This window comes from Paracraurococcus ruber (genome assembly GCF_004353985.1).
Lineage (GTDB): Bacteria > Pseudomonadota > Alphaproteobacteria > Acetobacterales > Acetobacteraceae > Paracraurococcus > Paracraurococcus ruber.
This window is the reverse complement of sequence record NZ_SMOA01000156.1, coordinates 1-13,572: the sequence shown is the minus strand read 5'-3', so window position 1 is coordinate 13,572 and position 13,572 is coordinate 1. Positions and strand designations below refer to the sequence as shown.

Here is a 13,572-nt window from a genome sequence, read left to right as displayed (position 1 = left end):
CGGCGCGGCGCAGCAGGCGCCCCCGGGACGCGGCTGGCGCGCGGGCGGCGCCGCGCCGCAGCCCGGCCGTGGCAACCGCCGCAAGGCGGGGCCGGGTACCGCCGGCATGGCGGCTGCTCCACCATCCCGGCGGCTCAGGATCGGACCGGCAAAGGGCGCTCGATGTCAGGAAACGTCATGCAGCATGAACCACCGCTCTGGCTGCTGGTCCTCATCACCTTCAGCGGCACGCTGGCCATGCACATGTTCGTTCCGGCCCTGCCGAATGCGGCGAAGGATCTCGGGGCCAGCGTCGCGGCCATGCAGATGACGATCAGCCTCTACATCCTGGGGCTGGCGATCGGGCAGCTCGTCTATGGCCCCTTGGCGGACCGCTTCGGGCGGCGGCCGACGCTCATGCTGGGACTGGCGATCTACACCGTGTCGGGCGTCGCCGCCGCCTGGGCGCCCGGCGTCCCGGCGCTGCTCGTCGCGCGCTTCTTCCAGGCGCTGGGCGGCTGCGCGGGGCTGGTGCTGGGGCGCGCCATGGTGCGCGACACGGCGCAGGGCGACGATGTGGTGCGCCGCCTGGCGCTGCTGACCCTGATGATGATGGCCGGGCCTGGCCTCGCGCCCCTGCTCGGCGGCCTGCTGAGCGCCAGCCTCGGCTGGCGCTCCATCTTCCTGCTGCTCACCGCGCTCGGGCTGGCCAACCTGGCCCTGACCTGGCGGCTGCTGCCGGAGACCCGGTCCGGACCGGCCGGGTCCAGCCTCGCGTCGCTCCGGCGCGACTATCTCGGCCTGCTGCGCTCGCCGGTCTTCCTCGGCTACGCCATCGGCGGCGGCTGCGCGACCACCTCGATGTACGCCTTCGTGGCCGCGGCTCCCTTCATCTTCGTCAACGACCTGCATCGCCCCGACTACGAGGTCGGCCTCTACCTGGCCCTGCTCATCCTCGGCATGGCGGCGGGCAACCTCCTGATCGGCCGGCTGGTCGGGCGGATCGGGACGGAGCGGCTGATGGTCGGCGCCAACCTGCTGAGCGTGCTCAGCGCCGCGCTTCTCCTCGGCGTCGTCCTGGCCGGCGAACTCACGGTCTGGCTCGCGGTCGGGCCGATGATCCTGTTCACCGTCGGGGTCGGCATGGCCAGCCCGGCGGCGCTGACCAAGGCCGTCAGCGTCAATCCGCGCGTGGTGGGCTCGGCGGCGGGGCTCTACGGCTTCTGCCAGATGGCGGTCGGCGCGGCCTGCAGCGCGTTGGCCGGGCTCGGCCAGGACCAGGCCCTGTCCGCGGCGGCGGTGCTCTTCGCGGCCGGGGCCTGCGCCCAGATCACCTTCTGGATCGCGCTGTCGCGGGAAGGCCGGCGGGGCGGCGCGGCCTGACCTGCGCCCCGCGGCGCGGCCCCGGGGGTGCCGAAGGTCGGATGCCCGGGCGGATGGCGGCGCGGCAGGGCCGCCGCCGCGCACGCATCCGCCCGGCCATCGATGGATCCGGGGCGGCCCCTGGCCCGGGCCGCCCCGTCCCGCAATCCGCAGCCGGTCCGCTCAGGCCGCGCTGGCCTGCGGGCTGCGGCGCGCCATGCCGATGCCGAGGCCGAGCAGGCCCATGCCGAGGATGGCCAGCGAGGCCGGCTCCGGGACCGGGACCGTGACGGGGACGGTGCCGGCCACGGCCTGGGCCGAGAAGGTGGTCTCGCCGCTGCCCTGGGCGGTCAGGGTGAAGATGCCCGGCGTCGGATCATAGCCGGCCAGGCGGAAGGTGCCGGAGCCGGAGATCGACAGCGTCGTGAGGCCGGCGCTGATCCGCGAGACGTCGGTGATGGCGGTGAGGTCGAAGCTGAGCGTCCGGCCGGCCTGGGTGATGGTGTAGAAGTTGGTGATCGGCAGGCTGATCGGCATGTTGCTGGCGATCGGCATCGTGCCGGCCGGCAGGTCGGTGATGGTGCCGCAGCCGCCGGCCGAGGCCGCCAGCGGGCAGCCGGCCAGCGTGAAGAGCGGGCCGAAGGTGCCGGTGGACGGCGCGTTCAGGCTGATGGTGCCGCCCGCGGTCCCGGCCACGCCGAAGTTCAGGAAATCGAGGCCCGTGGCGTTGGAGATCTTGCCGCCCGGCAGGCCCAGGATGCCGCCGGTGATGCTGACGGTGCTGTCGGGGGCGATGGGCGCCGCCAGCGCCGTCCCGGCCGAGAGCGCCAGCGCGAGGGTTGCGAACAGCATCGGAAGCTTGAAGGTCATCGTGATCATCCCTGAGTTCTCGCAGACACTTGAGGATTTGCAGCCTGCGATATCGAGGATTGCGATAATCGTGCCAGGGCGCTTGCCGCAGGAAGATCAAGCACTTGCCGCCAACACGCGGCGTTGAGGTCGAAGAGCGTAAAGTATTGGGACGGGTAGTTCCGGAGCAGGACTTATCTGTACTGCTCGCGAAGAACGGAATTATTACCAGACCTGGAGTTTGGCGGCAGGCCGGGCGGGGCGCCCCGCCGCTGCGGCGTGCGTCGGCCACGGCTGCCGGGCCCCGGGGCGGGGGGCGGCGATCCGGGCGGACAGGGGGCGACGGGCGCGGACTCATCACCCGCGCCGGGGCCGCAGCCCCCTGCGGCCGGCGCGGCGGGGCGCATCCCACGGCCGCCGCCTGGCGCGGACCGTCCCGCCGGGCCCTCGCCATCCGCGGGATGGCCCATGCGGGCCGCGCGAGGGTCGAGGCCATGCGACCGCATCGCATGGCCGGGCCGGCGGTGGCGCACCGCCCTGCCGTCGATCCCGGCGGCGCAGGCGGGGCCGGCAGGGTCAGGGCGCCGGGCCTGTCCGGTGCATGGCGGCGGCGGCGTGGCGACGCGCCCGCGCCAGGCGCCCGGCAAGGCGGCCCGGCCGCTGGCCATCGCCGCGTGGCGGTCGGCCACGCCGTCGTCAGTAGCGGCCCTCATGCCGACCAGCATGATTGCCGACCGATGCGATCATCCCGACCGGCGCGCCGCCGGGGCGCGTCGCCGCCCTCCCGGCGGCAGGGCCTCGGCGCCCCGGGATCAGCCTACGCGGTTGCGCCGCGCATGCGCCCGGACGAAATCCTCCACCGCGGCCAGCCTCGGCGGCAGCACCGAGAACCGCTCCTCCCGCGCATAGAGATCCGCCAGGCGCGCCGGCAGGGGCGGCCGCAGCCCGGTCGCGCGCTCCACCGCATCCGGGAATTTTGCCGGATGCGCGGTGGCCGCCACCACCACGGGGATGCCGGGGTCGCGCGGCGCATGGGCGCGGGCGGCGGCGGTGCCGATGGCGGTATGCGGGTCGGCCAGGTAGCCCTGCCCCTCCCAAAGCCGGCGGATCTCGGCCAGCGTCCCCTCATCGTCCAGGGCGAAGCCGTGGAACAGCCCGGTCGCCCGCGTCCAGGCGGCGTCGGGCACCGGCATGCGGCCCTCGGCGCGGAAGCGGCGCATGATCTCGCGCGTCGCATCCGGGTCGCGCCCCAGCAGTTCGAACAGCAGCCGCTCGAAATTCGAGCTCACCTGGATGTCCATGCTGGGCGACAGGCTCGGCTCCACGCCGCGCACCGACATGTCGTTCGCCGCCAGGAAGCGCGCCAGGATGTCGTTGCGGTTGGACCCGATGATGAGGCGCTCCACCGGCAGCCCCATCTCCCGCACCGCCCAGGCGGCCAGGACATTGCCGAAATTGCCGGTGGGCACGCTGAAGGCCACCGGCCGGTCCGGCGCGCCCAGGCTCAGCGCGGCATAGGCGTAGTAAGGGATCTGCGCCGCGACGCGGGCCCAGTTGATGGAGTTCACGGCGGCCAGCCGCATCTCCTCCCGGAAGGGCTGGTCGCAGAACATGGCCTTCACCAGGTCCTGGCAGTCGTCGAAGCTGCCCTGCACCGCCAGGTTCGCCACGTTGTCCGACAGCACCGTGGTCATCTGCCGGCGCTGCACCGCGCTCGTGCGGCCTTCCGGGTGCAGGATGACGATGTCGATGGCGGCGCGGTCGCGGCAGGCCTCGATCGCGGCCGATCCGGTATCGCCGGAGGTGGCGCCGACGATGGTGATGCGTTCCCCCCGCCGGGCCAGCACATGGTCGAACAGCCGCCCCAGCAGCTGCATCGCCATGTCCTTGAAGGCCAGCGTCGGGCCATGGAACAGCTCGAGCGCGAAGGTCCGGTGGTCCAGCTGCACCAGCGGCGCAACGGCCGGCGTGCCGAAGCCCCGGTAGGCGGCCTCCGTCATGCCCAGCAGCGTCGCGGGGGTCAGGGCATCGCCGACGAAGGGCTGCATGAGCCGGGCGGCGAGCTGCGGATAGGGCAGGCCGCGCAGCGCGCGCCATTCGGCGGGCGACAGGCTGGGCCAGGCGGCGGGCAGGAACAGGCCGCCATCCTCGGCCAGGCCGGCCAGCAGGACGCCTTCGAAGTCGCGGGACGCGGCCTGGCCGCGGGTGCTGAGGTAGCGCATGGGGCGCGCACCCTACAGCGGATTGCCGCCGCAGGTGAACGCGGCACCACGGGCCGGCCACGGCCACATGGCGGCGCGGCATTTGCCTCGATACCGAATTGTTGCGGCATTGAATACCGCCGGCTAGCATGACGGCCGGGTAGGCACAGGCGCGCACGCGCATGAACCGACAGGACCGGCTTCTCTTGCACGCGATCTTCGCCCGGCCCATGCCGCAGGATCTCGACCGGGCCGCGGTGTTCGGGGCGCTGGAAGCGGCCGGGGCGGATGTCGCCCCCGGCCGCTGCGGCCAGGTGGTGGTCCGCATGAACGACTACATGCACGCCTTCAAGGCGCGTCCCGCCTGCCTGGCCGAGGAGGAGGTGAAGGCGATCTGGAAGCTGCTCGTCCTCGCCGACCTGATCCCGGCGCGCGACTGCCCGCTCTAGATACGGTTTCCGTTCGCCCTGGCTGGCGGCGACCGCTCTCGTCACTCGGGTCCACGCGCCTCTTCACCCGCTCGGGTGAGTCTGCCTGAGCGGGATCTGCCGTAGGGCGCGCCGCACCGCCGGCCGGACCGCGATGCCCCCGGCGCACACGGCCCTCGCATCGCATCCTCCACGCCCGCGATGCTGCCTGCGGGCAGGGGACGCGGATCGCGGCCGGCGCGGATCCGCGCGGCGCTCCGACGCCGCCTGCGGTCCGGGCGGGCTCGCGTGCCGCCCTAGCCTTCGGCCGAGGGAACCGGCCCCGCCGGCTGCGCGGTGCGCCAGGCCCGCGCCGCCCGCTGCAGCCGCAGCAGCAGGAGCCCCGCGGCCGTCGCCAGGGTCACCAGCCAGCCGACGCGCTCATGCAGGGTCGGGCGGATGCGCACCACCAGGTCGTTCACCGGGCGGTTCGCCGCCACTTCCAGGAAGCCTTCCGGGCTGGCCCGCAGCGGCACCTCGCCCAGCGCGTCCCGTGCTTCCCAGGACGGGAACCAGAACTGCGGCAGGCGGAAGGGCGCGACGGCATGCGGGATGCGGAAGCCGTTGGTCAGCCGCTCCGTCCCCGGCGGCTCCTCCGGCCGGGCATAGGGCTCGGCGCCGCCGCCGGCGATGGTCGCCCAGCCGGCCGCCGCCGCCGGGGCCGGCAGGTGTTCCCAGGAATAGGCCCGGTAATGCTCATGCGCGATCGCCAGGCGTTCGGCCGAAGGCAGGAAATGCTGCCAGCCCTGGTAGCCCAGGCTGACCCGCGCCAGCAGGAAGGCGGGCGGCAGCAGCGCCAACGGCACGCCGATGGCGAGCAGCCAGCCGGGCCGCAACCCGCGCGCGACCGCCAGCGCCGCCAGGCCGGCCACCACCGGCACCAGATGGCCATAGGTGCGCCAGGGATGCTCAGTGGCCGAAAGCTGCGGCAGCCCCCACCACAGCGGCAGGGCGACGACGGTCGAGAGCAGGAAGCCGGCAGCGCCCAGCAGCGCCAGCGCCCGCGGCAGGCCGCGCCGCTGCAGCACCTGCCAGCGGCCCGGCCAGCCGCCCGGGGGCCCGAACCCGCGGCCGATCGCCGTCGGCAGCAGCCAGGCGCCCAGCCCGGCCATCAGCACCCCGCTGCCCCACACCACCAGCACGTAGCGGGACGGCGCCGAGTAGCCGAGCATGTTGAAGCGCCAGAGCGGGTTGAAGACATCCGCCGCATTGGCGTAGCGCAGCAGGCCGATGGCCGGCACCAGGAAGCAGGCCGCCAGCAGCGCCCCGGCGATGCCGCCCAGGATGGTGCGGACCAGGCCGCGCCGCCCGGCATAGCCCAGCGCGTAGAGCGGCCCGAGATGCGCCGCCAGGGCGCAGGTCGGCAGGTTGGTCAGCGCCAGCGCGGCATAGGCCAGGGCAAGGCCGGCGATGCCTTCCGACCTGCGGCCATCCGCCGCGCGCTCGATGGCGAGGAGGAGGAGCGGCAGCAGCGCGGCCGCCGCCGTCTCGGCATAGGCGAAGCGGATCCAGGGATTGACCAGCGCGGCATAGGGCAGCAGGGCGGCGAAGGCGGCACCGCAGAGCGCCGCGCCGGGCGGGACATGCCGCCGCAGCCACAGCCAGGCGGTCAGCACCGACAGCAGGCGCCACAGCGCCATGGTCAGCGACACCGCGTCCGCCGCGTTCAGCCCGAGCAGGCGGGACATGGCGGCGCCCGACCAGTGCGCCATCGGCGGATAGGAATAATAGGTTGTGCCGCCCAGCCCGTAATTCGTGTCGATCATCCAGCGCGGCCAGAATTCCCCGGCGACCCAGGAGGCGCTGAGCATGTGCACGCCGTTGACGGCGAAATCCGCGTCATGGCCGAGCATGGCGCCATACAGCGGCACGCCCAGCACGATGGAGAGCAGCGCGAGGCCGAAGACGAGCCCGAGCAGCGCCAGCGCCACGACTCTCAGCATCCGGAATCCCTGCCCCCCGCGCGGCCAGACCCGGCCAGACCCCTTGCCGGCGGGTGTGCCGGCCTTCCTAGGCCGCATGATCGCCACGCGGCACACAAGCCCTCGGGAGGGCATGATCACATCCCGGTCGGATCGATTCGGCCGGGTGCAGGACTTGACCGGCCGCACCCCCACTGGTTGTGGCCGGCGGCGATCCCGCGGCGCGGGGCTGCCGCGGCGGGTTGCTGGCATCGCGGCGCCCGGCCGCCACCGCAAGGACGGACAAGACCGGGCGGCGCCGCCTCCGCCAGGATGCGCCGCCCGGGGCCGACCCGCCCTGGCCATCCGGCGCCTGTCCGGGCGCCCGCCGGATGGTCCAGGATGCGCCACAGCCAGGACACGCCACCCAAGGGGCCGCCGTCCGCCGCGCCCGGAGACCGCCGATGCGCCGCCGCCTCGCCCTGCTGCTGCCCTTCCTCCCCCGCCCTGCCGCCGCGCAGGTCCTGCGCGGGCCGCCGCCGCTCCGCCTCATCGTGCCCTTCGCCGCCGGCAGCGGCGCGGACACCACGGCGCAGATCATCGCCCCGCCGCTCGGCGCCGCGCTGGGCCGCACCATCCTGGTGGAGAACCGCCCGGGCGGCCGCGGCATCCCGGGCGCCGAGGCGGTGGCGCGGGCGGTGCCGGACGGCCAGACGCTCGGCCTGTGCGACACCGCGCCGCTGGGGATGGCGCCGCTGGTGGACCGGCCGCCCTACGATGCCGACCGCGACTTCACCCATATCGCCCTGGTGGCGGAGACGCCGACCGTGCTGCTGGTGCCGGCGAACAGCCGCTTCCCGGCGCTGGAGAACTACCTGCGCGCCGGGCGGAGCTGGGCGCGCGGCCTGACCTATGGCAGCCCGATGGTCGGCAGCCTGCAGCACCTGCAGGGGGAGACGCTGGCGCGCCTCACCGGGGCGCGGCTCGCGCATGTCGCCTATCGCGGCACCGGCGCGGCCCTTCAGGACCTGGCGAATGGCCAGGTGGACAGCCTGCTGGTGCCGCTGTCCAGCGCCATGCCGGCCCTGCATGCGGGCCAGGCGCGGGCCCTGGCGCTGAGCGGGCCGGCACCGGATGAGGGGCTGCCGGGCGTGCCGACCTTCGCCGCGCTGGGCTTCGGCCCGCTGACCGCGACCAGCTGGATGGGGCTGAGCGGCCCGGCCGGCCTGCCGCCCGCGCTGGTCACGCGGGTGAATGCCGCGACGAACGAGATGCTGGCCCAGCCGGAGGTGGCGCAGCGGCTGCGCGCGGCCGGCCTGACCCCGCCGCCGCAGCCGCTGGACCCGCCGGCCTATCGCCAGCTGGTGCTGGATTTCCAGGCGGCCTGGCGGCCGGTGGTGGCGAGGGCAGGCCTGGCCATGGAGTGACGCGGGCCCGGCCCGCGCGCATCCTGCGCCGCCGACCTGGCCGAGGACCCTGCCCCGCCCGATGGACCCCCGCCGCTCCGCCCCCGCCGTCGCGCGCAACCGCGACCCCATCCTGGCCGTGCTCCGCCGCGTCCTGCCCCCCACCGGGACGCTGCTGGAAGTCTCCGCCGGCACCGGCGAGCATGCCGCCTATTGCGCGCCGCACTTCCCCGGCCTGATCTGGCAGCCCAGCGACCCCGACCCGGCGGCGCGGGCCAGCATCGCCGCCTGGGCGGCGCAGGCGACGCTCAACACGATCCGCCCGCCGCTCGACCTCGACGCCGCCGCCGCGGCCTGGCCTTCGGACCGCGCCGATGCCGTGCTCTGCATCAACATGATCCACATCGCGCCCTGGGAGGCCGGGCTCGGCCTGCTGCGCGGCGCCGCCCGGCTGCTGCCGCCGGGCGGGCCGCTGGTGCTCTATGGCCCGTACCGGCGGGGCGGCGCGCATACCGCGCCCTCCAACGCCGCCTTCGATGCCAGCCTGCGCGCCCAGGACCCGCGCTGGGGCGTGCGCAACCTGGAGGACGTGGCCGAGGCCGCCGCGGCGCAGGGCTTCGGCCCGCCCGAGGTCACGGAGATGCCGGCCAACAACCTTGCCCTCGTCTTCCGCCGCGCCGGCTGATGCGCCACCCTCCCCGGCGGGGGGAACCGCATCCATGGATGAGACCGACTACCTCGTCATCGGCGCCGGCTCCGCCGGCTGCGTCGTCGCGGCGCGGCTGGGGGAGGCCGGGGAGCGCGTGACCCTGCTGGAGGCGGGGCCGAAGGACCGGCATCCCTGGATCCACATCCCCGCCGGCATGCTGAAGCTGCTGCAGAACCAGCGCCTGGTGAACTGGGGCTACACGACCGAGGCGGAGGCGGCGACGAACGGCCGGGAGATCCGCTGGCCGCGTGGCCGCACCCTGGGCGGCTCCTCCTCCGTCAACGGCATGCTCTATGTGCGCGGCAACCCCGCCGATTTCGACATCTGGGCGCAGATGGGCTGCCGCGGCTGGTCCTATGCCGATGTGCTGCCCTTCTTCCGCCGGTCGGAGCACTACGTGCAGGGCGGCGACCCGGACTACCGCGGCCGCGGCGGCCCGCTGCAGGTGGAGGATTACCGCACCATCCTCCCCCTCACCCACCGCTTCGTCGAAGCCGCGCAGCAGGCCGGCCACCCCTTCCGGAAGGACCTGAACGGGCAGGAGCAGGAGGGCGTCGGCTATTCGCAGATGACCCGGCTCGGCCGCTGGCGCGGCTCCACCGCCCGCACCTTCCTGGCCCGCGCCAGGGGCAAGGTGCGGGTGGAGACGGACGCGCAGGTCGCCCGCCTGCTGTTCGACGGCACGCGCTGCACCGGCGCCGAGTACCGCCAGGGCGGAACGCTCCGGACGATCCACGTGAAACGGGAGGTGGTGCTGTGCGGCGGCGCGGTGAACTCGCCGCACCTGCTGCAGGTCTCGGGCCTCGGGCCCGCCGATCACCTGCAGCCGCTCGGCATCGCGGTGCTGCGGGACCTGCCGCAGGTCGGCCTGAACCTGCAGGACCACTATGTGTCCCGCGTGCAGCACCGGGTGAAGGACAGCCTCAGCACCAACCAGCTGGCGCGTGGCGCGCGTCTGGTCGGGGAGGTGGCGCGCTTCTTCGCCCTCGGCCGCGGCGCGCTCACCTTTGGCGTCACCACCGCGCAGGTCTTCGCCCGCAGCCGCGAAGGCCTGGCGAGCCCCGACCTGCAATTGCTCTTCACCCCGGCCAGCTATGCCGCGGGGAAATTCGGCGTGCTGGAGACGGCGCCGGGCATGACCTGCGCCATCTGCCCGGTGAAGCCGGACAGCCGCGGCACGGTCATGGCCACCTCGCCCGACCCCTTCGCCCGGCCGGCGATCCGGCCCAACTACCTCTCGGCGCCGTCCGACGCCCGGCTGCTGGCCGCCGGCATCCGCATGGTGCGGCGGATCTTCGCCCAGCCGGCCATCGCCCGGCACAGCGTGGAGGAGATCCTGCCCGGCCCCGGCGCCGCATCCGATGACGACCTGCTGGCGTTCAACCGGCAATACGGCACCACCATCTACCACCCCGTCGGAACCTGCCGCATGGGGGAGGACATGATGAGCGTCGTGGACAGCCGCCTGAAGGTGCGGGGCGTCGCGGGGCTGCGCGTCGCCGACGCCTCCGTCATGCCGACGCTGACCACGGGCAACACCAATGCGCCGACGATCATGATCGGGGAGAAGGCGGCGGCCATGATCCTCGAGGAGGCGCGGGCGTAAAGAAGGAAATCCCGGGGAAGACGCTTCCCCGGACCCCTTCGTTTTCCGGGAGTTTTCAGCGCGTGCTGACCACACACATCGCCTCCCTCCGAACGATGCTGGAAGCCTCGAAGCGCGTCGTCGTCTTCACCGGCGCGGGCATCAGCACGGAGTCCGGCATCCCCGATTTCCGCAGCCCGGGCACCGGCACCTGGGAGAAGATGAAGCCGATCTACTTCGACGACTTCCTGCGCTCGCCCGAGGCGCGGCGCGAAGCCTGGCGGCGGCGGTTCGAGAGCGACCCCACCATGCGCGCCGCCGAGCCGAACCGCGGCCATCGGGCGGTGGCCCGGCTGGTGCGGGAGGGCAAGGTCCACGCCGTCATCACCCAGAACATCGACGGGCTGCACCAGGCCTCCGGCATCCCGGACGCGCAGGTGATCGAGCTGCACGGCAACACCACCTACGCCACCTGCCTGTCCTGCGGCACGCGGCACGAGATCGCCGATATCCACGCCGCCTTCGCGCAGACCGACGCGGTGCCGGATTGTCGCGCCTGCGGCGGCCTGCTGAAGACCGCCACCATCAGCTTCGGCCAGGCCATGCCGGAGGAACCGATGCTGCGGGCACGGGCCGCGGTGCTGGCCGCCGATCTCTGCCTGGTCCTCGGCTCCTCCCTGGTGGTCTATCCCGCCGCCGGCTTCCCGCAGATGGCCAAGCACAACGGTGCCGGGCTGGCGATCGTGAACCGGCAGGAGACGCCGCTGGACGGCATCGCCGACCTGGTGATCCAGGACGGCATCGGCGACGTGCTGGGCGGCGCGGTCGGCGTGAACTGACGCAAGGGGCGGCCTGCGCGGCCTTCCGGCCACGCGGGCCGTTCAGGGTCCTCGACGGCGGCAGCCGGTCACGCCGCCGGCGCCGGGGCCAGCACGCGCGCCGCCGGCAGCGCGATCTCGCAGCGCAGCCCCTCGATCTCCCAGCACAGGGTGAGCGTGCCGCCCAGCTGCCGCGCCAGCGTCGCCTGCAGCACCCGCGTGCCGAAGCCGCGATCGGCTGGCGGCGCCGTCACCGGCGGGCCGCCGCGTTCCTGCCATTCCAGCAGCAGCCACCCGCCAGGTGGCGCGGAGGCGGCCGGCGGCTCCGCCAAATCCGATGCCTGCGGCTCCGCCGGACCCGATGCCGGCGGCTCCGCCGGACCCGATGCCGGCGGCTCCGCCGGATACGATGCCGGCGGCTCCGCCGGATACGATGCTGGCGGCTCCGCCGGATACGATGTTGGCGGCTCCGCCGCGGGCACGGGCGCGGGCGCCGTCAGCCGCCAGGTCAGCAGCAGCACGCCCTCCTGCCGCGACAGCGCGCCGTATTTCGTCGCATTCGTCGCCAGCTCATGCACCGCCATGGCCAGCGGCTGCACCGCGGCGGCGGCGATGCTCACCGCCGGGCCGCGCAGCTCCGCCCGCGGCGTGCCGCCGGCGGCCAGGAAGGGCGCCAGCTCCCCGCGCAGCAGCGCCTCCAGCGGCACGCCCTGCCACTGGGTGGTGGACAGCAGCGCCAGCGCCTGGGCCAGCGCGCCGATGCGCCCGTCCACCTCCCGCACGAACTCCGCCAGCGTCGGCGCCCGGGTCAGCCGCAGCGCCGCCCGCGCCGTCGCCAGGGCATTCTTGGCACGGTGGTCCACCTCCCGCATCAGCAGGTCGCGGCGCAGCTCCGCCTCCCGCTGCTCGGAGATGTCCTGCACCAGCACCACCAGCCGCCCCGGCTCCCCCGGCAGCGGCGCGGAGGACAGGCGCACCGGCAGGCGCGATCCGTCGGGCCGGACATAGTCCTTCTCATAGGGGTCCCACCAGCCGCGCGCCCGCGCCTCGGTGATCGCATGGTCGTCCCGCTCCAGGTGCTCGGGCGCCGTCACCCGCCGCCAGTCCCAGGTCCCGGCCTCGAAGGCGGCGCGGGTGCCGCCGGTCATCTCCAGCAACCGCTCATTGGCCTGCAGCGTCACGCCGCTCTCGGCGTCGAAGATCGAAAGCCCGATGGCGCGGCTTTCGAACACCGCGCGGAAATGCGCCTCGGCCGCCTGCCGCGCCTCGGCCGCGGCGCGCGCCAGCGCCTCCCGCGCCAGCGCCGCCTCCGCCGCCTCCGCCGCCCGCGCCCGGCGCAGCGCCAGCACCGAGACCAGCAGCAGCGTCAGCGCCGCCGCCGCGGCCACCGCGCCATAGGCCAGCAGGTTGCTGCGCCACTGGTCCAGCAGCGCATCGGCATCGGCCCCGAAGCCGACATAGACCGGCCAGGTCCCGACCTTGCGGAAGGCATAGAGCCGGCTGCGGCCATCCAGCGTGGAGGTCTCGGCGATCAGCCCGCGCGCCTCCCCGCGCTGCATCCGCAGCAGCAGCGGGCTGTCCGGGCCCAGCCGGTCCCGCGGCCTCGCCGCCGTCGGATGCCGGGCGAGGATGGACCCATCGGCACGGAACAGCCCGGCGGCATGGCGGAAGGGCGGCGCCGCCTCGGCGAAGAAGCGGGTGAAGTAGTCGGGGCTCAGCGCCACATGGATCACCCCGGCAAAGCCCTCCTCGGCATCGATGCGCCGGCGGCTGATGGCGAAGGAGGCGAGGTTGGTCGCCCGGCCGGTGAAGGCGGCGCTCACCAGCGCGCCGCCCGCCCGCCGCTCCCGCTGCTCCTGGAAGAAGGGCCGGTCGGCGAGGGACACCGCCGGGTCCCAGGCCTGGCTGCCGGCCAGCACCCGGCCGTTGGCATCCGAGACCCAGAGCGAGACGAACTGCTCGAACGGCGCGATGGCGGCGCGCAGGAAGGCGCTGGTGGCCGGCGTCGCCACCTGCGCGTCGTCCAGCCCGGCGATGCGGTCGGCGACGCGGGCCAGCAGCAGGTCCGCGGTGTCGAGGACCTTGGCCGTGTGCTCGTCCATGATGGTGGCGGTGCGCTGCACCGCGTCGCTGCCCTCCCGCAGCACCTCCCCGCGGTTCCACCAGCCGGCGGCGGCGAAGACTAGCGCGGGCACCAGCACGGCGGTCGCCAGCATGGCCTTCTGCAGGCGGATGGCGGCGGGCCTCACGCGCGGTCGGCGCCCCCGGGGCGCGGGCTGGGCGCCGGCGCGGCCG

The 13,572-nt window shown here is 74.4% G+C and carries 10 protein-coding genes; 6 read left to right on the top strand and 4 right to left on the bottom strand.

Annotation, left to right across the window (positions count from 1 at the left end):
- The first annotated feature begins 177 nt into the window (after positions 1-177).
- Complete coding sequence (locus E2C05_RS21540) at positions 178-1,362, top strand: multidrug effflux MFS transporter (protein WP_200306774.1); 1,185 nt, start codon at positions 178-180, stop codon at positions 1,360-1,362.
- Between the two features lie 162 nt (positions 1,363-1,524).
- Here the strand turns inward: E2C05_RS21540 and E2C05_RS21535 are convergent, their stop codons facing one another.
- Together E2C05_RS21535 and thrC are read right to left on the bottom strand one after the other, a co-directional pair.
- The gene (locus E2C05_RS21535) at positions 1,525-2,211 is read right to left on the bottom strand and encodes a PEP-CTERM sorting domain-containing protein (RefSeq protein ID WP_158292282.1); all 687 of its coding nucleotides are present in this window, start codon (positions 2,209-2,211) and stop codon (positions 1,525-1,527) included.
- 791 nt (positions 2,212-3,002) lie between these two features.
- Positions 3,003-4,412: a threonine synthase gene (gene thrC / locus E2C05_RS21530; protein WP_133221709.1), complete on the bottom strand. Its 1,410-nt coding sequence runs from the start codon at positions 4,410-4,412 to the stop codon at positions 3,003-3,005.
- 161 nt (positions 4,413-4,573) lie between these two features.
- Between thrC and E2C05_RS21525 the strand changes: the two genes are divergently transcribed.
- Positions 4,574-4,840: a hypothetical protein gene (locus E2C05_RS21525; RefSeq protein ID WP_133221708.1), complete on the top strand. Its 267-nt coding sequence runs from the start codon at positions 4,574-4,576 to the stop codon at positions 4,838-4,840.
- Between the two features lie 275 nt (positions 4,841-5,115).
- On the opposite strand, the gene E2C05_RS21520 is transcribed toward E2C05_RS21525, so the two are convergent.
- The gene (locus tag E2C05_RS21520) at positions 5,116-6,801 is read right to left on the bottom strand and encodes a hypothetical protein (protein ID WP_133221707.1); all 1,686 of its coding nucleotides are present in this window, start codon (positions 6,799-6,801) and stop codon (positions 5,116-5,118) included.
- Positions 6,802-7,223: 422 nt separating this feature from the next.
- Between E2C05_RS21520 and E2C05_RS21515 the strand changes: the two genes are divergently transcribed.
- From E2C05_RS21515 to E2C05_RS21500, 4 genes are all read left to right on the top strand, one after another.
- Positions 7,224-8,186, top strand: a complete 963-nt coding sequence (locus tag E2C05_RS21515) for a tripartite tricarboxylate transporter substrate binding protein (protein WP_158292281.1) — start codon at positions 7,224-7,226, stop codon at positions 8,184-8,186.
- Positions 8,187-8,247: 61 nt separating this feature from the next.
- Positions 8,248-8,850 (top strand): DUF938 domain-containing protein, encoded by a 603-nt coding sequence (locus E2C05_RS21510; protein ID WP_133221705.1) that lies wholly within the window; start codon positions 8,248-8,250, stop codon positions 8,848-8,850.
- Between the two features lie 34 nt (positions 8,851-8,884).
- The gene (locus E2C05_RS21505; protein WP_133221704.1) at positions 8,885-10,480 is read left to right on the top strand and encodes a GMC family oxidoreductase; all 1,596 of its coding nucleotides are present in this window, start codon (positions 8,885-8,887) and stop codon (positions 10,478-10,480) included.
- A gap of 62 nt (positions 10,481-10,542) precedes the next feature.
- The gene (locus tag E2C05_RS21500) at positions 10,543-11,298 is read left to right on the top strand and encodes an SIR2 family NAD-dependent protein deacylase (RefSeq protein ID WP_200306067.1); all 756 of its coding nucleotides are present in this window, start codon (positions 10,543-10,545) and stop codon (positions 11,296-11,298) included.
- A 68-nt stretch (positions 11,299-11,366) separates the two neighbouring features.
- Here the strand turns inward: E2C05_RS21500 and E2C05_RS35180 are convergent, their stop codons facing one another.
- Positions 11,367-13,526: an HWE histidine kinase domain-containing protein gene (locus E2C05_RS35180; protein ID WP_133221703.1), complete on the bottom strand. Its 2,160-nt coding sequence runs from the start codon at positions 13,524-13,526 to the stop codon at positions 11,367-11,369.
- Positions 13,527-13,572 lie beyond the last annotated feature (46 nt).

What these genes read in the sequence shown, in the direction of transcription:
- E2C05_RS21510 (WP_133221705.1), top strand. Translation starts at nt 8,248, where the DNA reads ATGGACCCCCGCCGCTCCGCCCCCGCCGTCGCGCGCAACCGCGACCCC.
- E2C05_RS21505 (WP_133221704.1), top strand. Translation starts at nt 8,885, where the DNA reads ATGGATGAGACCGACTACCTCGTCATCGGCGCCGGCTCCGCCGGCTGC.
- E2C05_RS21525 (WP_133221708.1), top strand. Translation starts at nt 4,574, where the DNA reads ATGAACCGACAGGACCGGCTTCTCTTGCACGCGATCTTCGCCCGGCCC.
- E2C05_RS21515 (WP_158292281.1), top strand. Translation starts at nt 7,224, where the DNA reads ATGCGCCGCCGCCTCGCCCTGCTGCTGCCCTTCCTCCCCCGCCCTGCC.
- E2C05_RS21540 (WP_200306774.1), top strand. Translation starts at nt 178, where the DNA reads ATGCAGCATGAACCACCGCTCTGGCTGCTGGTCCTCATCACCTTCAGC.
- E2C05_RS21520 (WP_133221707.1), bottom strand. Translation starts at nt 6,801, where the DNA reads ATGCTGAGAGTCGTGGCGCTGGCGCTGCTCGGGCTCGTCTTCGGCCTC.
- E2C05_RS21535 (WP_158292282.1), bottom strand. Translation starts at nt 2,211, where the DNA reads ATGACCTTCAAGCTTCCGATGCTGTTCGCAACCCTCGCGCTGGCGCTC.
- thrC (WP_133221709.1), bottom strand. Translation starts at nt 4,412, where the DNA reads ATGCGCTACCTCAGCACCCGCGGCCAGGCCGCGTCCCGCGACTTCGAA.